Origin of the sequence: Bacillus sp. T33-2 (assembly GCF_002860205.1) — a bacterium.
Taxonomy (GTDB): Bacteria; Bacillota; Bacilli; order Bacillales; family Cytobacillaceae; genus T33-2.
On the sequence record NZ_PGVB01000027.1, the window covers coordinates 41,665 to 63,318 of the forward strand.

The window sequence follows — 21,654 nt, forward strand, 5'->3', positions numbered from 1 at the left end:
ACTCGTCGATATATAAATCAAAACATATATAACCACAAAGACTTACTATTAACGCACTACCTGGGATAATGCACAACAAAGGGGTCTTGTAATGGCAGAAGTTGAAGAACATTTAATTTTCATTAAGGAACTCGGCCGTTTATTCAGGGATTACAGGAATTGCAGGGATGAAGAAGTGAAACAGCAAATCATCGAAGATATCCACCTTTTAGGAAGAGCCATTGATTCCGGGGACCAACCGGTTTAATGATCATGGCATGCCAATGACAAGCGGATAGCGGGGGCTAACCGCTTTTTCTGTTAAAAAAAGCTGCAAATGATTTTTTTCATCTTTTGCTTGTTACTTTCAAATTGCTGCGTTCTGTGGCCATTTGCTCCTGAAGGGTGGGGAAAGCCGGAAAGGCATTGATTTTGTTTAATCAACCCCTCAGCAATCATGCTCCCAAGCACTCCTTCCACACTTCTGCCGAGCGGAATGAATAGCGCATTCTTCAATGCTTTAGCCTGTGGCACAAAGTATCCATTCATGTATTTTAGCAACAGATGGTCCGATAACAATTTCGGGCTGTGCCCTGTGTAGTTTCGGCCATCGATAAAAACGGCATAAGGAATGACAGAAGTCGTATGGAGCAATCCGTCTTTTTCCCCGAAAAGCTGTGCGGCACTTTCTATTTCGAGGGCTTTAGCCAACTCCAGTTCATCGAGCATTTCGATGATATTTTTCCGCATCGGTCCAAAAAATCTGCTCTCCCTTTTACATATATAGGGAATCCCACAATGTGGCACGTTTTGAGCGAGACATTTCCTCGCAACTGCGATTGATTTGTTCATCTGCACGAAGCCTGGTGTGATACCGATAATGAATATTTTTGCCTCATGGTTGATGTATTCATTGTGAGTACAATAATAAACCTCCATTTTCCTGTCTTTTTCTATTAAAAAATCCTCCGTCAATATTTCTTCCTTCTCATAACCATCTTTGAGGGGAAGTTGGCTTATCATTTCCAAATAATATGAGAATTGATTAGATGTCATTTGCCTTCTCCTGGAATATTACTCGAATGAATGGTATGAGGAATCATATACATATTTTAGAAAAGAATATTTTTAGATACAAAAAGTTCAATTCCGGGGGGATGTGCGTGAAAGGCTGGAGAATCCAGATCCTGTCCAATGACGGGAAAAGGGAGTTCAAAGATTTCGAGGGAGAGCCAGAATTAAAACGATATTTAATGGATATGCCAGTAAAAACCCTTTTGCATGCGACAATCTATGATCCGGACTTGAGGAGCATGGACGGCAGAAATTATTTTTTTTATTATTTCTAAAAACAAGAAAATTAGCCAGCAATGATCGAAAAAAGCGCGGCCACAAAACCCGCGCTTTTAAAATTGGAGTGAATTAATGCCTCCAATGCAACTATCGAAGCAATGGAATTCTCTCAAAAAATAACTGCTATTTGTGATAAAATATGTGATGAAACATTTAACGATGCGTGCACCATGGGGTATAATCATGCTGTACATATAAAGTAAAGGAGCAGATTTATGGATAAAGTACTTGTATTCGGCCATAAAAATCCAGACACAGATACAATTTGTTCAGCGATTGCTTATGCTGAATTAAAAAAGCAGCTCGGTGTAGATGCGGAGCCTGTCCGCTTGGGAAATATCAGCAATGAAACGAAATATGCGCTGGATTATTTTAAAGCAGAAGCGCCGCGACTTGTGGAAACAGTCGCCAATGAAACAAAAGAAGTCATTCTTGTTGACCACAATGAGCGCCAGCAAAGCGTGTCAGATATCGACCAAGTCCGGGTCCTTGAAGTCATCGACCACCACCGGATTGCCAATTTTGAAACGAGCGACCCGCTGTATTACCGCGCTGAGCCAGTTGGGTGCACAGCAACGATCCTTAATAAATTATACAAAGAGAATGGCGTGGAAATCAGCAAGCAGACTGCAGGGCTGATGCTGTCCGCGATCATTTCTGACTCATTGCTGTTCAAATCCCCAACCTGCACAGATCAAGACGTGGCTGCAGCCCGTGAACTGGCGGAAATTGCAGGAGTTGATGCGGAAAACTACGGCCTGGCCATGCTAAAAGCCGGTGCTGATTTAAGCGACAAGACTATCGGTGAGTTGATTTCCCTTGATGCAAAAGAATTCCAGATGGGTTCAAGCAAAGTGGAAATTGCCCAGGTGAACGCTGTTGACGTTAATGATGTGTATTCACGCCAGCCAGAAGTAGAAGAAGCCCTTTCAAGGGTAATTGCTGATAAAAATCTCGACCTGTTTCTCCTGGTTGTCACTGACATCCTGGAAAACGATTCAGTCGCCCTTGCATTAGGCAGGCAAACTCATGCGGTAGAGAAAGCATTCAATGTAACACTTGAAAACAACAAAGCCATCCTGAAAGGTGTCGTTTCCCGCAAAAAACAAATTGTTCCTGTGTTGACCGATACATTTAACCAGCTTTAAAACATGAAGAGAGGAGTGTAAAATCAAAATGGTTTTACACTCTTTTTTTTGGTTTTTGGTGTTCTTTGTATAGAATTAATTTTGTAATATTATGAAAAACGAGTTATTTTTTTCTATAAAAATAGTATAATATAAGTGGCGTCAATTATACTAATGGCTAGAAGGTAGGGGAAAAATGACATTTTATGGTGTGTTGCTGTTGATCCACATTGTTGCAGCGTTACTGGGTTAGGAGCTAGCTTCGCAATTCCGGTTGTCATGAGTGCCGGGAAAACGACGAGCCAGGCAAAGTTTTGTTTAGAACTCGCCGCTAAAATTGAAAAATTGCCGAAAATCGGAAGTATCACTCTACTTTTGACCGGGATTGTAATGGCAATTATCAACCTGATCTATTTAGGGAAGGCTGGTTTCTATCGTCTCTAGGAATCTATATCGGGGTTCAATTTATCGTTGCAGGTGTTTTGCCAAGGACCATGAAGCAGCAAGCCGCGGCTCTTGAAGAAGCGGCAGGAGAAACACTTCCCATGAAGTATGTAGAATTGGGAAAGAAAGCAGCACCCTACAACAGTGTTGTCCATGAATCAGCAGTTATTCTCATCATCTTAATGTTTACGAAACCCTTTTAAATACAAAGAAACAACCAACACTGTTTGTAAAGTGTTGGTTTTTAACATTACATAGAGAATGGTGAAAATATAAAAAAATCTAAATGAAACTTTTAATATAATTATGCGTAATAGTTAGGTGGCGAAAGCAAGTTTACATATCCGGCTCAATGAGGAGGGGTGCGGGCAAATGAAAATGCAAAAGAAAAGGAATAAAAAGAACGATGATAAATGGGACATATTTGAGTTGGCATTCGATATCATTGAGCCATTGTTTTTATTGCTTAGATTTATTGCTAGAGTAATTGCTAAAATCGTTCATCACTGAAACCACATCATTTTTTGGAAGGAAGAAAAACTTCATATGGGTCGATGGGCTTCCTAAGTGGGAGTCCTGTTTTTGTACATATAATTTGGTCAGGGGGAAAGGGAATGTATAGTCAGGATCCATACAATTGCAGGGTGGAATGGGGTAAGCGTGGTGCCAGGGAGGCAGCTGGTCGGGGAGATATCATTATTATTGTGGACGTTCTCAGTTTTTCTACGGCCGTAACTGCTGCGGTACACTCTGGTGCAGCCATTTACCCATTCCCGCCCCCTATAAATGAGGAAGCAAGTGCATTCGCAGCCCAACTTGGTGCTGAACTTTTGCTTGGCAGGGCCGAAGCGGCCAAAATCGGAAGGCCATCCCTTTCTCCAGTATCGTTTGCTCCAGAGTTAAAAGGGAATAAGTTTGTTATGTGTTCACTGAACGGTGCAGCATGCACGGCAGTGGCTGCGGCCGTGCCAGCCCTCCTTGCCGGAAGCCTGCTGAACGCTACGGCTGTGGCAGAAACGGCTGATTTGCTCCAAACCAGGACAGGAGCGAACATAACTGTTATAGCTTGCGGTGAACATTGGAACAATCCTAAAGAAGGTGAAAATGTACTGCGGCCATCATTGGAAGATTATCTCGGTGCAGGTGCGATACTCTCCGAACTGCGCGGGGCCAAATCTCCCGAGGCATTGGTATGTATCGGGGCTTATGAGCATTCAAAACCATCACTGGAACAATTGATTTGGGACTGTGGAAGCGGCCGGGAATTGCGCAAGAAGGGCTATGAACAAGATGTGAGATTTTCAAGCCAACTAGATTACTGCAGAACCGTTCCGATCCTTGTTGAAAATCACTTTGTGCCAGCACTCGGTCATGCCCAGTAGTGACTATAGTCGGAATGAGAGAGGCTTAATGGGACATAATTAGCAGAACGTCCAAGGTTGTGTCCAATTGACAGGATCCAAAGTGCTTAGGTCAACGGACTTTCATGAAGATATCCGATAGATGGGTTCTAACCAACTTTAGGTACACGGCTTCTCTGATAAAGTTGAATAGCCGGGTTCTAATGCACTATTAGATACTTGAGTTGCGGGATAAAGTCCAATAGAGGGCGCCTAATCGACCATATGCGCGCGAATTCCCTGAAAAAGTCCAATAGAGGGCTACATCGACCATATGCGCGCGAATTCCCTGAAAAAGTCCAATAGAGAGCTCCTAATCGACCACATGCCCGCGAATTCCCTGAAAAAGTCCAATAGAGGACGCCTAATCGACCATATGCGCGCGAATTCCCTGAAAAAGTCCAATAGGGAGTTCTAATCGACCTTATGGCCGCCAATTACCTGAAAAAGTCCAATAGAGGGCTACTAATCGACCATATGCGCGTGAATTCCCTGAAAAAGTCCAATAGGGAGTTCTAATCGACCTTATGGCCGCCAATTACCTGAAAAAGTCCAATAGAGGGCTACTAATCGACCATATGCGCGTGAATTCCCTGAAAAAGTCCAATAGAGGGCGCCTAATCGACCATATGCCCGCGAATTCCCTGAAAAAGTCCAATAGGGGGCTCACAATCGACTCTAGGCCCGCAAATTCTCCGGTAAAGTCCAATAGACGGGTTCTAATGCACTTTTAGGTACACGAATTCCCTGATGACGTCCAATTGCAGGGTTCAAACAGACTTTAATAAGCGGACTTACATGATAGTGTATGATCCGGATGCTTTTGGATTCTTCCCTTAGACTGTTGCGGTCACCATTTATGTTTTAAAACCCCTTTTTAGTGAACAGATAATAAAAGTCAACCTAAGGAGGATTGGACATGCGCAAATTTCTTAACAGGATACGCCTCGTTTTTAAGGTAAAAAAATTCCTGCCGTTTCTGGCTGAATTTTTCACCTCCAGGGAGGTCGACATAAAAAAGAAACTCTTATCAGTTGGTTTAATTGTAGGGTATTTTCTGCTGCCTTTTGACCTTGTGCCGGACTTCCTTGCGGTAATTGGCATTTTTGATGACGTGGGCATTATGTTGCTGATACTGCAGCAAATCATTAAAATGGCACCGATAAATTTACGGGAGAAGTATCAATTACTCAAATAAAATAACGCACAGGAGTTGGCCGCGCAGCATTCGAACTGTGTGCGCCAACTCTTTTTTTTGCGAGTTTAAATCATAGGATTTTTTTCAAATTGACGAAAAACGAAACCTTTCCTATACTGATGAGAGTGAAAATAAGAAACAAGGTGAATTTTACAGCATGGAATTTCAGGTACAATATTTATCATTTTATGTAATACAGGTTGAAGGCAAAGGGGAACAGGCAGACAAACGATATAAGCATTTCCAGACATTGAATGAAGAAGAATATGAAAATAGCTCTCTCAAAGAATTTCTGGACGGGGAATTCACAAAAATTGTGAAGCGGAAAGCGGACCGGCATCCGAAGGCGGAAGAGGTTCCGACGAAAATCGGTTATTTTATTGTGGAAGAAGGCCATGATTTGACTTCAAATCCCAATTATAACCAGTTCCGCCGAGCCCGTTTCGCAGTATCGAAAGAACAGTTCCAGCAGGAGAGTGAAAAGTTCGCCGTCGCCTATGTGGATACAAGTGCAGTACGCGGTGGAGTTTTCCTTGTAGCAACAGCGAAGCTGCGAAAATATTATGATGATCCATTTATATTTATCATGAAATGTGATTTCGAACCTAAGGTAGCCTCCATTTCTGATGAGTCTACTTTGATCCGGAACGTGGAAATGGCGATTACGACGAAGAACATGAAATCAATCCTTTACCCGTACATGCCAGAGGAGGGCATGATTTCTGACAATGAGCTAAAAATCAACCAGTCGTCCCATGCCCGATATTTCGAGGATTTTCTGAAATATGTAGAGTACGGGGAATCGATGCCGGAAATCGTTAAATCCCAGGTTATTGATATGGTAAAAGGCCATATGGAGGAAGCATTCCAGCCAGAAAGCGAAGAACGGCAACAACTGGAAAATGCGATGGAGATTTGGGCGGCGAGTGACAAGCGGGAGCTGCAGGAACGGTTCGAAACGGAACAGGTAATCGAAGCTGCCGCACAGATCATTGAACATACACCTGAACTCGAACTCAAAATGAAGCTTGACCACATCTCGGTAAAGGGTATGCTTGCCGATTTTGGCGATAGCGTTCACCTTGCAAAGGCAAACGGGAAATATGTATTAATGATCGAAGCAGATTCGGTTGTTTTTGAAAAGGGCTTTTCACCGATCGAATTTGTAAAACCTGACCAAATCGAACAGGTAGTTGAGAAGATCCGTAGAAAACAATGATAACTTGATTGAAAACTGGCGTCCTGGTGGCGCCAATTTCCCTTAATTGGAAAATTGTTGCAAATAGTGTTGACGTAACTTCAGGCTTTTGGTAACTTATAACTATATTGTAATACAAAATAGTAGTTGCATATTTTTTTGAATTGGTATCTTGCAATACATGGAAGCTTCATGTTTTTATTTTTTCCTATAGTATCTTGTAATACAAACTAGTTTGTGCTAAAGGATCCCATGTAATGCAATACAATTTTTTTACTAGGTATCTTGTAATACAAGATAAGTTATTGCAGACACATACAGAGACGGAGGTGAAATTTTTGTCATCAAGCCAAATGCTCAAGGGAATTTTGGAAGGGTGCCTGCTGGCTGTCATAAACAAAGGGGAAACGTACGGCTATGAAATGATTGAAAAACTGGAACAGTACGGTTTCTACATGATAAGTGAAGGGAGCATTTATCCAGTTTTGCTGCGCATGCAGAAGGATAAGCTTGTCACAACTACGCTGAAGGAATCGCCTTCGGGGCCGAAACGAAAGTATTATTCGCTTACCGTCAAAGGCATCGAGGAGCTTGAAGAATTCAAGAAGCGCTGGCTGGAGCTTTCGGGAAGCGTGAGCAGGCTTTTGCAGGAAGACCGAAATGAGAGGGGAAAAAAATTAAGAAACTGTCTCAAAAAAGTACAGACTTTGTTGATAATTTGCGCATGTATTTAGTGTCAAGCGGAAAGAAACAAAAAGAAATCGACGAAATTACGGCGGAACTAGAGGACCATTTGCTGCTGGCTGAACAAAACGGGAAAAACATTAATGACATCATTGGCAAATCTCCTCAACAATATATGGAGGATATAGCCAGCGAATTAAAGGTAGATTTCAAAGGATTATCAAAAGTCATTCCGATCATCATGATTGGGGCACTAGCCTATACCGTAATGGGAGATGCCATCAGGGGAACTATCGATTACTCTGCGATTATGTTGGTGGGCTTTCCCGTTGTCATCTTGTTGTTGCTTAGTATATATACAGGTGCCTTTAGACTTCTGGCGAAAAATGAAATCTCAAAAACGAAAGAAAATCTGATTTTTTTCGGATTGGGACTCATTTCAATCAGTTCTTTTGTTGTGCTAAGCGTATTGGATGAAAAAATCGGCGAGCCATTGTTCACTCTAGGAACCACCGGGCACATCGCCGTCGGAGTGGCCGCATCCCTCGTGTTTGTGGCGTTGGCGTTGTGGAGCAAAACATGGTTTTCGATAATCATTCCTTTGATCCTGTTCATTCCCGAAATTGTGGTCCGCCAGCTGCCCATCAGTGATGGGCAGAAATTATACATTTTCCTGCCGGTCATGTTTATCGGATTGGCAATTTACATGAGATGGGAACGTAAAAAAGTTTCCTGAGGCTATTCCCGCCGCCCCTTCATCATTTAAGGGGGCGGCTGTATTTTTTTTTGTAAGGAAAAAGTATGTGAAACGGCCTTGGCTATCAATCTTTTGCATTGGTTTGACTGAATAGGGGGTCCACTGGGGGACGAGATGTTATCCTTCAAATTATAAAAATATTTTTTCCAAAAAGTACTTCATTTTTCCAAAACACTATAATATAATATAACTGTATTAACTGTATTAAGAATAATAGTACACTAAGTACAGATTGGGGGTCATTATGTTTGAGCTGGATATGCGGAGCCGGAAACCCATTTATGAGCAATTAGTCGAGAAACTGAAAGAACTGATTATTAACGAAGTGCTCAAGCCCGATGAACAGCTGCCTTCGGTGAGAACTCTGGCCCAGCAGCTGACGATCAATCCCAATACAATCCAAAAAGCCTATAGGGAGCTTGAGAACCAGGGATATATATATTCGGTCCAGGGCCGTGGCAGTTTTGTGAATGTTTTCAACCACGTCCAGGACCAGGAAAAAATCGCAAATGTCAAAAGAGAATTTGAAAAGCTTGTTCTGGAAGCCTTATATCTAGGGATAGCGGCCGAGGAACTTTATATGATGATAAAAGAATTGGGAGCTTCAAAAGGGGGAGGCGATCACGATGATTCGAATGAAAAACGTCAGCAAAGAATTTGATGGCCTGGACGCAGTTGCAAAAGTGGATATGTCAGTTCATAAAGGCTCGATTTATGGTTTGGTCGGCTCGAATGGTGCTGGCAAAACAACACTTTTAAAGCTGATTGCCGGTATCTACCGGCAGGACAATGGCGACGTGACAGTAAATGGAGAGGCAGTTTACGAAAATGTTGGTTTAAAGGACAGCATCTTTTTTATTCCTGATTACCCATACTTTTTTCCACAATACACGATTATACAAATGGCCAATTTTTATAAAAGTGTTTATGCGGGCTGGGACGACGGCCGTTTTAACAGACTGCTGGAACTGTTTGAAATCGATATGAAGAAAAAACTGCACACCTACTCAAAAGGGCTGCAAAGACAGACAGCTTTCATATTGGCATTATCGACGATGCCAGAAATATTGCTTCTTGATGAACCGATGGACGGCCTCGACCCGGTGGTGAGGAAAAAAGTCAAAAACCTGCTGATCCAGGATGTTGCCGACCGAGAGATGACACTCCTGATATCCTCACATAATTTGCGGGAGATCGAAGATATTTGCGATCATATCGGAATCCTGCACAAAGGAAAGCTGGTCATTGAGAAAGAGCTTGATGATCTCAAGTCGGATGTACATAAAATACAGGTTGCTTTTAAAGGGGAAATCCCTGCAGAAATGCTGGAACGACTGAAGCCTTTGCATACCGAAAAACGCGGCAGTGTCCTTTTATGTGTTGTCAGAGGACGAGAGGACGAGATAAGTACGGTGGTTGACGAGTTTAATCCGGTCATTTTTGATTTGCTTCCACTTACACTAGAGGAAATCTTTATTTATGAAATGGGGGATATTGGCTATGCCATCAAGAATGTCCTTGTTTAATCCAAAGTTTAACCTTCAAATTGCCCGAAGTGTCGGCTGGGTGTCGATTATTTATTTTCTCGGCCTTGCCTTCGCACTTCCATTAAGGATGTTGATGACTTATTCCAATGAACTCACAAGGGTCAATTTAAAAGTAGATAATCTGTTTCATATCGACCTGCCGATCCAATTGGCACTCACTGCCTCAGTACCCATTCTCATCAGTGTGTTTCTTTTCCGCTTTTTACACGTGAAAGCGGCAGCAGACCTGATGCACAGCCTGCCGATAAAACGGGAGCGGCTGTTCTTCCATTACACTATTGCAGGCGTTGTTCTATTGCTGGTGCCTGTGATCGCCATTGCGTTAATAGTCTTGATCATTCATTCTGCTTTTGGCTTTGGGATCTACTTTAGCACGGAAGACATCCTTTATTGGGCGAGTACTACAATAGTGTTTGATATCGTCCTGTTTGCGGCGGGTGTTTTTGTGGCCATGTTGACAGGATTGACTGCTGTCCATGCAGTGTTGACCTATATTTTTGTCCTGTTTCCTGCAGGGATTACACTGCTTGTGCTGTTTAACCTGAAAGTTTTACTCTACGGCTTCCCGCGGGATCACTACATGAACCTGAACATCGATAAAATGACGCCAATTTCATATGTGGCTATGCTGGAACGGCATACTCTCCATTGGGAGGGAACAGTCATTTATTTGCTGATTGCGGCTGTATTATATGGGTTCTCTCTGTTCATCTATAAGAAAAGAAAGGTTGAAGCAGTGTCCCAGGCGATTGCGTTTTCCAGCCTTAAATCTATCTTTAAATATGGGGCCACTTTCTGTACCATGCTTCTCGGGGGAATGTATTTCGGGAATGTACAGGGACAACTGGCGTGGACGATTTTCGGATACGTGCTTGGGGCGATAATCGGGTATTTTGCTGCGGAAATGGTTTTGGAGAAGACATGGAGGGTTTTTAATAAATTTAAGGGGTTGGCGCTGTATGCTGCAGGCATTTTAATGATCGTGGTTGTTGCCCAGCTACTCGAACCATATGAGGACCGTGTCCCTTCCATGGATAAAGTGAAAAGTGTATTGTTCACTGACATGCCAATAGGCTATGTGTATGAATATAAATCCCAGACACCAGAACCTTTAACAGGAAAAGAGTCCCTCCAAGATGTTCAGGAGCTGCACAGTCAGATTGTGGCAGATAAAAAAGAGAATGTAACAGATCAATCCCGCTTTTATGAAAATGTATTTTTCATATATGAGCTAGATAATAGCAAAAAGATGATCCGCCAGTACCAGATCGAGAAAAATAAGTATAAGCGATATCTTAAGCCAATCTACGAATCTGCTGAATACAAGCGCAGCACCCGTGACATATTTGATTTCAAAACAGAAGACGTGAATAAAATCACCATTACTTCAAACGGTCCAGAAAATCAAAGTGTTAATATTGTTGAAGAAAAAGATTTGAAGGAAGCAGTTGAGCTTTTAAAGGATGAGGTCCTGCATGAATCCTACGATGAAATGAATCAATCGAATGGGATTAGCTCCAGGGTGGAGATTTTCATTGCCAGGGACAGGATCATTCATGTTGATTTTAAGTATTCGTACGATAAGTTTGAACAATGGCTCGAGGAAAAAGGTAAACTCGACGAGGCGAGAGTGTCAGCAGATGATATTGAACATATCCTGATTGCTTCATACGAAGATGTGCGTTCACCTGAACACAGAGGGAGCGCCCGGGATGTTGTCAGCGAGCTTGAAGGCCAGCCTGGCTCGTTAAAAATAACGGATAAAAAACGGATTGATTATTGTTTGGAGAATGTCGGCTGGGGTGATTCTGACCAGAAATATGGGGTGCTGATATATTTTAAAGGCATCGAATATCCGCAAGTTGGCTGGTTTGATAAAGACAATGCTCCCGACTTTGTCATCAATCATTTCAAATAGAATATAGTCGGGATGGCCTGGGATAAGGAGAGTGTGAGGATGGGATATACGAATAAGCTGGAAATTGATTTTAATGAGCTGGTATTAACATATTCGAAGAAGTTGTACCAGGTTGCATATGCCGTTACGAGAGACGTCCATGTTGCAGAAGATGTAGTCCAGGAAACCTTTATTAAAGCATTTAAAAAAATCGGATCCATCAACGATCATGCAAAAATTGGGGCCTGGCTTTCGTCCATAGCCGCCAGGACAGCTATTGACTTTATCCGGGCGGAAAGAAGGAAAAAATGTTTCCCTGTCGACCAACTGATAATGGAACAGGTGGGCAATGGCTTGGCTATTAAGGAAAGCGTCGAGGGCGAAGTTGAAGCAGCTTTGCTAAAAGAAGAAATCCTGGATTTGGTGAATCTTTTGACATATGAACATCAAGAAATACTCCTGTTAAAAGCAAACTTTGGCCTGAAGGAAGATGAGATCGCCCAGCAGCTCGAACTGAGATCTTCTACTGTAAAAACAAGGCTTTACAGGGCTCGCAAGCAACTCAAAGGATTTTTGTCACAGAAAAATACTGCGTAATATTGAAGGGGTCACTGCGTTTGAGGACGGTGACCCTGTTTTTTATTTGAAGTTAAACATGAGGGAAATCCGCGAGCGGTTAAAAAAAATAGACAAAAGTCGACGAAACGGGTACGCTAATTAATGAAAAAATTGAGTTGTCAATAGGGATTAATATCTTTTACATAATCAAATCATCTTAAGTGACAGGCAATGAAAGGAGATGTTCTGATTTGGCGAACATGTTTAAATACTCTATGGATGTAAGAGGACTTGATTTTCAATGGGATATCGAAAAAGGTCAATTTCTGTTTGAACGGGAAGATGCGGTACTCTTCTGGATTTCCTCTGCGATGAAAACATTTTTCGACACGATTGAGGAGGTTTCCGGTGAGGAGGCAGCAAGTATCGTATTAGAAACAACAGGATTCAGGCAAGGTTTGGTCGTAAGTGAGTATTTTACCAACCTGAAAAACGTCAGCATCGAAGAGGCAGCCGAGCTAATCCCGAGTACATATGCTTCTGCAGGATGGGGCCGGGCTTATATTAAGGATCTGAACACTGAAACGAAAACAGTGACGATGGAGCTGAAGAACAGCTGGGAATATAAAATCAATAAGGCTCAGGGCAAGAAAACGGCTGGAACCTATCTGTCGGCCCATTACGCCGGCATCTTCACCGGCTTGTTCGGGACGAACATGTGGTTCAGGGTGACAAGGAGCCAAATCGAGGGATACGAAACCGACATTGTGGAGTATTTCCCTTCCGAAATCACAGTAGCAAAAAATATCCATGAGCTAGCCAGAAGAAAAGAGTCGGAGCACATCAGGGAGCTTGAAGCGCTCGTCGAAGACAAGACCCGTGAGCTGCAGGATCTTGTAAAAGAGATATCTTCCCCGATCATTCCTGTCCTCGAAGGGATTGTTGTCGTGCCGCTAATCGGAAAATATGATGAGTCCCGGGCTGAAGACCTGCTCGTCAAAACGTTGCACAACCTTCCGAAGTACCAGGCAAAATACCTTGTTCTTGATCTTACAGGATTGGATAAAGAACTTAGCGGCTACAGTGCAGAGTTTATTGGAAAACTCGCATCAGCCGCTGCCTTGATTGGAACAGAAACGATCCTGGTCGGAATTTCGGCGGAACTCGGAATCAGCATTACACAAGCAAACATAAACTTGGCAAAATTTAACTGCTTCCAAACGTTGCAGCATGGAATTTATCATTCACTCGCACAGTCTGGAAGGCAAATTATATAATACAAAAAGTGCCTTGCTTCCGATTGCGCTGATTAACATCAGCGCTGGTGGCCGCACTTTTTTTGTTCAACTTAATTTAAACGGAAGATTACTTCATTTAAACAAAAAACTCTTTATTTAGGCGAAAACCTCCTTCATTTGAGCGAAAATGAAGATGATTTAAGCAAAAAGTAATTTAATTCACGTAAAAGATACAAATGTTGTTTCTAAGCGTTCAGGATAAAAAAAGCACCGGCATCCACCGGTGCATCTGTTCAATATATTATGCATAAATCAACTCTTCTGAATTTAGCGGAAGCCGAACGTTTACAATGTCCTGCACTTCGCCGCCTTCGAGTGTTTCCTTCTTTAAGAGAGCCTCAACTAAAAGCTTAAATTGTGGTTCGTGTGACTTTATGATCAGTTCCGATTTTTCGAGGGCATCATGGAACAATTCCTGCATCTTTTTATCTTTGTCATTTTTATTGAACGTTAACGTGAAACCGTCCTGCAATAGGCCAGTATCAACCATTTGTTCAATGATTTGCTTTGCCTGCTGTACGTCACCGCTCACTCCGATGCTATGTTCTCCGAGGAACATCCTCTCTGCGACCCCGCCAGCAAGGATCATGGCCACGCGGTCAAGCAGATCACTTGTGGTGGATAAATGCAGCTCTTTCGGAATTGGTGCAACATATCCGAGCGCCTGGCCTCGCGGAACAATTGTTGCTTTCCTTACCGAACCTGGCTTTGTAACCGCAGAAACAAGGGCATGGCCTGATTCATGGATGGCAACGCGGCGCTTTGTGTCCAAATCATTAAGTTCCCGGGAAGTGCTTCCGAGTATTGTCCGGTCAAGCGCGTAATCGATGTCGCTTTTCTGGATGATATCCTGACCGTTCCTGAGTGCGCGCCTGCTGGCAGTTGCAAAAAGTGAATGCAGCTCGGCTCCTGAGAAACCAGACGTACTTTCAGCAAGTTCATCAAGGGAAGAAAGCACATCGTCCGCAATATTTTTACCCGCAGTGTGGATATTGATGATTTCGCGCCGTCCTTTCGTGTCAGGGAGGGCTACATTAAATGAAAAATCCACCCGTCCTGGCCGCAGGAACGCTTCATCAAGCATATCTTTGCGGTTAGTTGCAGAAATGAAGAGAATGCCATCATTTGAATGGCCGCCGTCAAGCTGGACAAGGAGTTCAGTCAACGTTTTTTCGGCCTCTCCGCCGTCGTGCGGTTTTCTCTTTCCTGCCAATGCATCAACTTCATCGATGAAAACGACAGCCGGGGTATGCTTCCTTGCGTTCTGGAAAAGGCTGCGCACACGTGAAGCTCCTACACCGATAAACATTTCATTGAAAGAAGAACCGCTTGCTGAAAAGAAATTCGCATTAAGTTCGCGTGCCATTGCCTGGGCAAGCAGTGTTTTTCCTGTTCCCGGAGGGCCATAAAGCAGGATTCCCTTTGGAGGTTTAATTCCCAGCTTGGCCGCCCTTTGCGGCTCTTTAAGTATGGACAGAGTCTGCAGGATTTCTTCTTTCATTTCCTCTGGCAAGCCCCCCACATCTTTTAGTGTAATGTTTGGAATCGGGGAGGGTTTTGACAAACTGTTTTTCATTTTACTGCCTGCGCCAATGCCGCCCTGCGTCTTCTTCTGGACAACCAGGGCCCCGGCCACCAGCAGTACAAGCAAGCCGCCCATCAACCATTTGCCGTATTTACTGTTGCTGGAATACGAATACTTAACGTTGAAGGTTTCTACCAATTTATCGACCATTTGGCTGTTTGGAGGGACTTGGGATACATATTTCGCATCCTTTGTTTCTAAATGAAGTGTTCCATCATATTGCTCTATAAGAATAGCAGTTTCCCCATCCAGGTTTTGGACAGTTTTCACCAAAGATGAAAACGGTACACTGATCTCGGGATCTGCTTTTTGAACAAACCAAGTAATGCTTGCAACCATGATTACAACGAAGGCTGCAATTAGCGGGAGGAATTTAGAGACAAGTTTCGAATTGGAATTCAATTAATCATCTCCTTAAAATGTCTATTTACCATTATAAATAATAACCCTATGTAATAAATAGGGAAATAGTAATATAGTTGTTGGTAATTTAATGAAATTCTGAAATTCATGTTTAATTATTGACATTGATAGTTCATTTGATAAGTAACTGAAAAATGGAAATGAGACGTAAAAATCAGAAAACGTTGAAACCTCATCGAAGATACAACGTAAATTCAAGGAAGTTATATGAATAATTTTTATGAGGGGTGGGTGGGGAAAAATGTTAGTGGTTGTATTTATACTGGTGGTAGCGGGAGCGGCGTTTATTGGCATGGTGGCAGATGGGGGAGGGACAAAAAGAAGGTCCGGATTCATGCCAGGTTCCTTTGATTCGAATTGGGGCCCGTCTGATTTTTCGTCCGGGTCGAATAATGGCGGCTCATGTGATGGCGGAGGTTTCGGTGGTGGAGACGGAGGGTGCGGCGGCAGTTGAACCACCAAAAGTTTCGCAAGTCAGATAAATCAATTGTATTCCTGTAGCTTATTTTTGTACAGCGGAACGACTTTGATGCAAAACAAATATTTCCTCATGCAAAAGGCTCTCATACGCAGAGAGCCTTTTAGTCAAAATAAGCGCCAGTTCAATAATTATCTCTTTCAAGCCGGGCTTGGTCAATTTCGCCGTTCTTCTGATTATACCCGGTACTTTCGATGTAGCCTCCGCCGATTTCACCAGGAGCATGGTTACTGTACAAAATAATTTTCCCGGCATTTACATCACCAACATATTCCTTCGCTTCTTCATCAGACAATCCAAGCCCCCTAAGCTTTTCATAGACAGTGCCCATAAGTGAGGATGTTGCACCTGCTAAGCCACCACCGTCCCTGCTGCCAGTTGTATCAAAGGTTTCCACAGTTGCTCCTGTTTGCCCTTCTACCCGCGAATGGTCTCGTTCTGTTTTAGCGATGATCGACAGATCCTGCACATCGTAGCCATCATTTCGTAATTGTTCAATCGCACTTGTTACTTCCGTCTGTGAATTGTACACACCTAAAATTTTCTTGTCCACAGTATTCAGCCTCCAATTTTGAATGTTAATCCATATACTTCCTATTCCCTTAGGAGAGCGGTTACAAACAGTAGATAGGTGGCATTATTCCCTTCATATGGAATGAACGAGAAACCGTTGACAGGAAATAATATTAGAGATCACCTATAGAAAGGATGGGAAATGGATGTCATTAGAATGGTTTGACCGTGTGGCAGGGGAGCTTCAGGATCACCTCGAGTCCATATGCGCAAAATATGATGAAACCGGCTATATGAAAATCGACCGGAGTGCGAAACATCCCCGGATTGAATTTTTTGTTGAGACGGAAGATGATGAACGAGAATACTTCTGCACTTTGTTGTTTGATCCCCATAATGAAGAGTTCTATATAGAAAATTACGATCTCGATCTGGACCAGCCCGCCCGGGTGATTTTAACGGACATTGAAGATATAGTGGATGCTGTGCATGAAACATTCCACGATTTTATGAATGATGATTATTATGTAGAAGTAGATGACGATGAATATTATGCTGACGGTGCAGGCATGGCAGACTATGACGATGGTTTAGCTGGCCGGGTTGACGCAGCTCATGACGACTTTGAAGTTGAATACTATGTTGGAGAAGCTGAAGTTGACGATGAGGGCTTGTTCGATGAAGTAGATGTTGAATGGGAAACGCCTGAAGTAACAGCCTTCATGCAAGAAGATGAAGTTGAAGTCACCTACCAGTTCGGAGTAGTTTCGGAAACCGGGGATGGGGTTTTAAGAAGGGTGAACCGGATCTGGACGGAAGATGATGAACTGATCAAGGATGAAACGAACTTTATTTTTACGAAGGAAGAAGCGGGCACGATCATTGCCATGATCGCAAGCCATATGGATTCAATGAAGGGATATAACGATTTTGATATCGACCTTCAATAATATAACAGCGAAAAAACAATACACCGGTTTTGGCCGGTGTATTGTTTTTGCATGAATCACCATTCGAGCTGTCTCATATAGGCCGTGAGCTTTTCTTTAAGGTCCGGGCTTTTCATTGCGAAATCGATGGACGCCTGTAAAAAACCGAATTTATCCCCAACGTCATAACGTTCTCCTTCAATAATGTATGAATAAATGGCTTCATTTTTCAATAAAAGGTCAAGAGCGTCGGTTAACTGGATTTCGCCTTTTTTGTCAGGCTGTATTTTTTCAAGTATTTCGAAAATCGCGGGGGAAAGCAGGTATCTGCCAATGATCGCCTGCCTTGAGGGTGCCGATTCCACAGGTGGCTTTTCGACCAGGGTATTGACCCTGTACAAATCACCAATTTGATTGCTATACCCGACAATTCCATACTTCACCACTTCGGAAGCCGCAACTTCTTTACAGCCAAGAACGCTGGCCTGTACATTTTTGTACTGGTCGATCATCTGCTTCAAACCTGGGACTTCAGCATCAATGATATCGTCTCCGAGGAGGACAGCGAACGGCTCCTCCCCGATAAATTTCTTTGCGCAAAGAACTGCATGGCCAAGGCCGAGCGGCTCCTTCTGCCTCACATAGTGGATGTCAACCATGTTCGAAATGTTTTCGACTACATCAAGCATTTCCTGTTTTCCGGTTCTTTTCAGCAGCAGCTCAAGTTCGACCGATTTATCGAAATGGTCTTCGATTGCCCGTTTATTGCGCCCTGTCACGATGATGATATCCTCAATACCGGACTGGACGGCCTCTTCTATGATGTACTGGATCGTTGGCTTATCAACGATTGGAAGCATTTCTTTTGGCTGCGCCTTTGTCGCCGGCAAAAAACGTGTACCGAGTCCGGCCGCAGGAATCACTGCTTTTTTAATCATATAATCCCCCTCTCAGCTCATCATGCCGAATCCGTTTCTATCATATGTCCTGCCATGGTTGGCCTATCACGATTTTAACATGGATTCAATATTTCTGGAAAACTAGGGAATAGTTTCATGTTAAAAAGCACACCTTAAAACGAACATCATAATCAGGTTCTACGAGGTGTAATGATTGTTTTCACTGAAAAATAATGAGCAAAAGCTTGTAACTGTAGCAATCCTTGCCCTGGCCATATTTCTCGCGCCACTTTTTGTACTTGGTGAAAACGCCCATATCCGGGTCCATGACAATTTAGATTCCAACCTGGCATGGTACAGGGTGCTCGCCAACAGCGGAGAAATAGCGGGCGCGGTTGATGCAAAGGTTTCGCAGGTGATCAACGGGCTTCCCCGAAATGCCTTTGGAACTGAATATAGTTTGATCGTCTGGCTTTATGCACTGTTCCCAACGATGGTTGCGTACGCGCTCAGCCAGGCAATAGCAAGGTTTGTCGCTTTTATTGGTATGTATTTGCTATTAAAAAAGCATTTTCTCCCGAAGCAGGAGTGGGGATTTATCCGTGTCGGGACCGCACTCGCCTTCGCCATGACTCCGTTTTGGCCGTGCGGAATGTTGAGCACACTCGGAATGCCGCTTGCGCTTTGGGCTTTTTTGAATATCCGGCGTGGAGAGACTTCCTGGAAAAACTATCTTGCCCTGACGCTGCTGCCGTTTTATTCAAGCATCGTGCTCGGATTTTTCTTTTTTCTGAGTGCAATGGGGATTTTCTGGCTGGTGGATGTAGCCAGAGGCAAAGGGTGGAACTGGCGGTTTTTATTTGCCATCGTTTATATGTCTGCCATTTATTTGGTTACGGATTACCGGCTTGTGTATTCATTCCTTTTTGACGATGAGCCGAACAGCAGGGATGAATACTTTCACGCAAGGCTGTCGTTCCTGCGGTCAGTCAGGCTTACTTTTAAAAATTACATATTGGGGCATCACCATGCGATGACGGTACATACGTTTATCATATTGCCTGTCATGTTCATCGCATTGTATTTCGTTTGGAAGAAAAGATTGTGGAGAAACGAAAAAGTGTTTGTATTTTTGTTTGCACTGAACTTCATCCTGTCAGCATGGTATGCTTTCTGGTTTTATAAGGGCTGGCTGCCCATGACGGAAAGATTCCACTTTCTTGATACATTCAATTTTGCCAGGTTCCACTTCCTGAGGCCGCTAGTCGTTTATGTGTTGTTCGCTGTTGGGCTGAGAATACTTTGGCAGCAGGGCAGCGGTTGGAGGAGGGCTGTCCCGTGGCTCGTTGTTGCGCAAATAGTCCTGCTTATCTTTACGAATGAGGAAATCATTTTCCAGAACAAACCGACAGTCAAAGAATTTTTCGCTGAGGAACAGTTCGATGAAATTAAAGAACATATTGGCCTGCCCCAGCAGGACTACCGGGTGGCAAGCATTGGCATCCATCCGTCCATCTCGCAATATAACGGTTTTTATACGCTTGATACTTACAATAACTTTTACCCATTGTCCTATAAGTACGAGTTTCGGAAGATCATTGAAAAAGAACTGGACAAAAATAAAACGATCAGGACTTATTTCGATGAATGGGGCGGACGCTGCTACATTTTTACAGACGAGCTTGGCAAACATTACATGTTTACAAAGGACTCGAAAAAGCGGCTGAAAAACCTTGAGCTTAATATGGAACCTTTCAAAAAAATGGGGGGAAGGTACATTTTGTCAGCAGTTCCGATCGACAATGCAGGTGAAAATAATTTAAAACTGGATAAAATTTTTAATTCAAATTCATCTATTTGGAAAATATACCTTTATGAAGCAATATAGCACCAGGAGGAAACAGCGATGAATGAACCAGTACTTACGATAGTGGTCCCATGCTATAACGAGGAGGAAGTTCTGCCTGAAACGATCCCGCAGCTGTCCAGCCTTTTAAGCGGAATGATCTCTGATGGCCTGGTCTCAGGAAACAGTAAAATATTGTTTGTGGACGACGGCAGCAAGGACAATACCTGGACAATTGTCTATAAGGAGAGCCTTAACTCTGATTTGATCCGCGGTTTGAAGCTTTCCCGGAATGTCGGGCACCAGAATGCCCTCCTTGCCGGGTTGTTTACAGCAAAACAGGCGTCGGACTGCATCATTTCAATTGATGCGGACCTGCAGGATGACATTGCCGTCATCCGCAAGTTTGTCGAGAAGTATCAGGCTGGGTATGAGGTTGTTTACGGAGTGCGGGGAAAAAGGCAGACAGACACCTTTTTTAAGCGCAGTACAGCAGAAGGTTTTTATAAGCTGATGCAAAAGATGGGTGTCCAGCTTATTTTTAACCATGCAGACTACCGGCTGATGAGCAGACGGGCGGTAGAAGAACTCGAACGCTTCGGAGAGGTGAACATGTTTTTGCGCGGAATAGTCCCTCTCATCGGATTCCGGTCGACATCCGTTTATTATGCGAGGCAGGAACGTCTCGCCGGGGAAACAAAGTACCCTTTGAAAAAAATGCTTTCATTCGCATTTGACGGAATTACATCCTTTTCTGTTGTGCCAATCCGGTTTATATTGATGGCCGGCTGCCTGTTCTTTTTTGTAAGCATGCTATTTGGGGCTTATGATTTGGGAGTGAAACTTTTAGAACACACGGAATTAGGGCTGACTACCCTGATCATCTCCATCTGGCTGATCGGAGGCCTGCAGTTGATCGCAATCGGCCTGGTAGGGGAGTATATAGGCAAGATCTATAAGGAAGCAAAGCGCAGGCCGAAATATATTATCGATATTGATACATTTAACCTGCCATTGCCACGCCATATCTTAAATAAAGAGGGACAGAAGAATGAGCCATTTAGCATTGATGCTGGAAAGCTTTCAGAAACGAACTAACCCATTCATCCGTTTTTTGTTTGTCGGCCTTGTTAACACCGCTGCCGGGCTGTCGATCACATTTTTTCTGTTGAATTTGATTGGCTGGCCATACTGGGTGTCAACGTTTATAGGGAACAGTATTGGAGCAATTGTAAGTTATTTTCTTAACCGGACTTTTACTTTTCATAGCTCCGTTGATGTCAAAAACGCAGGTCCAAGATTCATATCAGTCATCCTGCATTGCTACGTCGGTTCATATTATGCAAGTGCCTTCATTGCAAGCTGGCTTCAGCAGCAGCCGTTCATGGACGGGCTCATACTGCGGGATAACTTCGCTGTTCTGCTTGGAGCAGCTTTGTATACTGTGACCAATTATTTTGGGCAGAAACATTTTGTGTTCAGGAAATGACATTGTTCCAGGCAGCAATCGAAATTCTGTCCTTCATACCTTTATGAAGGAC

Annotated in this window: 24 protein-coding genes; 20 read left to right on the plus strand and 4 right to left on the minus strand. The window is 43.3% G+C overall.

Going from position 1 to position 21,654, the window contains the following annotated elements; translation table 11 throughout:
- The first annotated feature begins 91 nt into the window (after positions 1-91).
- The gene (locus tag CVD19_RS24930; RefSeq protein WP_180953692.1) at positions 92-247 is read left to right on the plus strand and encodes a hypothetical protein; all 156 of its coding nucleotides are present in this window, start codon (positions 92-94) and stop codon (positions 245-247) included.
- Positions 248-300: 53 nt separating this feature from the next.
- Here the strand turns inward: CVD19_RS24930 and CVD19_RS17795 are convergent, their stop codons facing one another.
- Positions 301-1,035 carry a hypothetical protein gene (locus CVD19_RS17795; RefSeq protein WP_101583998.1) on the minus strand — a complete coding sequence of 245 codons (735 nt, stop codon included), beginning with the start codon at positions 1,033-1,035 and terminating at the stop codon, positions 301-303.
- A gap of 107 nt (positions 1,036-1,142) precedes the next feature.
- Here CVD19_RS17795 and CVD19_RS17800 point away from each other — a divergent pair, with 107 nt between their 5' ends.
- The 14 genes from CVD19_RS17800 (at position 1,143) to CVD19_RS17860 (ending at position 13,419) form a co-directional block, all read left to right on the plus strand.
- Positions 1,143-1,328 (plus strand): hypothetical protein, encoded by a 186-nt coding sequence (locus CVD19_RS17800; protein WP_101584000.1) that lies wholly within the window; start codon positions 1,143-1,145, stop codon positions 1,326-1,328.
- Positions 1,329-1,547: 219 nt separating this feature from the next.
- A complete protein-coding gene (locus tag CVD19_RS17805; protein WP_101584002.1) occupies positions 1,548-2,480 on the plus strand; it encodes a manganese-dependent inorganic pyrophosphatase in 933 nt (310 codons plus the stop codon).
- Between the two features lie 446 nt (positions 2,481-2,926).
- On the plus strand, positions 2,927-3,106 hold the full coding sequence (locus CVD19_RS25580; RefSeq protein WP_257985189.1) for a hypothetical protein: 180 nt from the start codon (positions 2,927-2,929) through the stop codon (positions 3,104-3,106).
- 169 nt (positions 3,107-3,275) lie between these two features.
- Positions 3,276-3,413 (plus strand): hypothetical protein, encoded by a 138-nt coding sequence (locus CVD19_RS24935; RefSeq protein ID WP_180953695.1) that lies wholly within the window; start codon positions 3,276-3,278, stop codon positions 3,411-3,413.
- A 104-nt stretch (positions 3,414-3,517) separates the two neighbouring features.
- Positions 3,518-4,285, plus strand: a complete 768-nt coding sequence (locus CVD19_RS17815) for a 2-phosphosulfolactate phosphatase (protein WP_101584005.1) — start codon at positions 3,518-3,520, stop codon at positions 4,283-4,285.
- A gap of 937 nt (positions 4,286-5,222) precedes the next feature.
- A complete protein-coding gene (locus tag CVD19_RS17820; protein WP_101584007.1) occupies positions 5,223-5,501 on the plus strand; it encodes a YkvA family protein in 279 nt (92 codons plus the stop codon).
- Positions 5,502-5,658: 157 nt separating this feature from the next.
- A complete protein-coding gene (locus CVD19_RS17825; protein WP_101584010.1) occupies positions 5,659-6,720 on the plus strand; it encodes a DUF3900 domain-containing protein in 1,062 nt (353 codons plus the stop codon).
- Positions 6,721-7,037: 317 nt separating this feature from the next.
- The gene (locus tag CVD19_RS17830) at positions 7,038-7,433 is read left to right on the plus strand and encodes a PadR family transcriptional regulator (protein WP_101584012.1); all 396 of its coding nucleotides are present in this window, start codon (positions 7,038-7,040) and stop codon (positions 7,431-7,433) included.
- A complete protein-coding gene (locus CVD19_RS17835) occupies positions 7,424-8,119 on the plus strand; it encodes an HAAS domain-containing protein (RefSeq protein ID WP_101584014.1) in 696 nt (231 codons plus the stop codon). Before CVD19_RS17830 ends, CVD19_RS17835 begins: the two co-directional genes overlap by 10 nt.
- 265 nt (positions 8,120-8,384) lie before the next feature.
- On the plus strand, positions 8,385-8,801 hold the full coding sequence (locus tag CVD19_RS17840) for a GntR family transcriptional regulator (protein ID WP_101584016.1): 417 nt from the start codon (positions 8,385-8,387) through the stop codon (positions 8,799-8,801).
- Positions 8,767-9,666 carry an ABC transporter ATP-binding protein gene (locus tag CVD19_RS17845; protein WP_101584019.1) on the plus strand — a complete coding sequence of 300 codons (900 nt, stop codon included), beginning with the start codon at positions 8,767-8,769 and terminating at the stop codon, positions 9,664-9,666. Before CVD19_RS17840 ends, CVD19_RS17845 begins: the two co-directional genes overlap by 35 nt.
- The gene (locus CVD19_RS17850; RefSeq protein WP_101584022.1) at positions 9,641-11,605 is read left to right on the plus strand and encodes a DUF6449 domain-containing protein; all 1,965 of its coding nucleotides are present in this window, start codon (positions 9,641-9,643) and stop codon (positions 11,603-11,605) included. The genes CVD19_RS17845 and CVD19_RS17850 overlap by 26 nt, the downstream gene beginning before the upstream one ends.
- Positions 11,606-11,644: 39 nt before the next feature.
- A complete protein-coding gene (locus CVD19_RS17855; protein ID WP_101584024.1) occupies positions 11,645-12,181 on the plus strand; it encodes an RNA polymerase sigma factor in 537 nt (178 codons plus the stop codon).
- A 221-nt stretch (positions 12,182-12,402) separates the two neighbouring features.
- Positions 12,403-13,419 (plus strand): STAS domain-containing protein, encoded by a 1,017-nt coding sequence (locus CVD19_RS17860; RefSeq protein ID WP_101584093.1) that lies wholly within the window; start codon positions 12,403-12,405, stop codon positions 13,417-13,419.
- A gap of 262 nt (positions 13,420-13,681) precedes the next feature.
- Here CVD19_RS17860 and CVD19_RS17865 read toward each other — a convergent pair whose 3' ends face one another.
- The gene (locus CVD19_RS17865; RefSeq protein WP_101584025.1) at positions 13,682-15,427 is read right to left on the minus strand and encodes an AAA family ATPase; all 1,746 of its coding nucleotides are present in this window, start codon (positions 15,425-15,427) and stop codon (positions 13,682-13,684) included.
- Positions 15,428-15,689: 262 nt separating this feature from the next.
- Between CVD19_RS17865 and CVD19_RS17870 the strand changes: the two genes are divergently transcribed.
- Entirely contained in the window at positions 15,690-15,902 is a 213-nt protein-coding gene (locus CVD19_RS17870; RefSeq protein WP_101584028.1) for a hypothetical protein, read from the plus strand.
- Positions 15,903-16,050: 148 nt separating this feature from the next.
- Here the strand turns inward: CVD19_RS17870 and CVD19_RS17875 are convergent, their stop codons facing one another.
- Complete coding sequence (locus CVD19_RS17875) at positions 16,051-16,479, minus strand: general stress protein (RefSeq protein WP_180953693.1); 429 nt, start codon at positions 16,477-16,479, stop codon at positions 16,051-16,053.
- A 166-nt stretch (positions 16,480-16,645) separates the two neighbouring features.
- Here CVD19_RS17875 and CVD19_RS17880 point away from each other — a divergent pair, with 166 nt between their 5' ends.
- Positions 16,646-17,389, plus strand: coding sequence for a hypothetical protein (locus CVD19_RS17880; RefSeq protein WP_101584033.1), 744 nt, complete (start codon positions 16,646-16,648; stop codon positions 17,387-17,389).
- 56 nt (positions 17,390-17,445) lie between these two features.
- Here CVD19_RS17880 and galU read toward each other — a convergent pair whose 3' ends face one another.
- Positions 17,446-18,306, minus strand: a complete 861-nt coding sequence (gene galU / locus CVD19_RS17885) for a UTP--glucose-1-phosphate uridylyltransferase GalU (protein ID WP_101584037.1) — start codon at positions 18,304-18,306, stop codon at positions 17,446-17,448.
- Between the two features lie 175 nt (positions 18,307-18,481).
- On the opposite strand from galU, the gene CVD19_RS17890 reads away from it, so the two are divergent.
- Genes CVD19_RS17890 through CVD19_RS17900 form a run of 3 tightly spaced genes read left to right on the plus strand, consistent with a single transcriptional unit; the run spans position 18,482 to position 21,602 of the window.
- On the plus strand, positions 18,482-20,155 hold the full coding sequence (locus tag CVD19_RS17890; RefSeq protein ID WP_101584040.1) for a DUF6044 family protein: 1,674 nt from the start codon (positions 18,482-18,484) through the stop codon (positions 20,153-20,155).
- A gap of 18 nt (positions 20,156-20,173) precedes the next feature.
- Complete coding sequence (locus tag CVD19_RS17895; RefSeq protein WP_101584042.1) at positions 20,174-21,211, plus strand: glycosyltransferase family 2 protein; 1,038 nt, start codon at positions 20,174-20,176, stop codon at positions 21,209-21,211.
- Complete coding sequence (locus CVD19_RS17900; protein ID WP_101584045.1) at positions 21,165-21,602, plus strand: GtrA family protein; 438 nt, start codon at positions 21,165-21,167, stop codon at positions 21,600-21,602. Before CVD19_RS17895 ends, CVD19_RS17900 begins: the two co-directional genes overlap by 47 nt.
- The last annotated feature ends 52 nt before the right edge of the window (positions 21,603-21,654 follow it).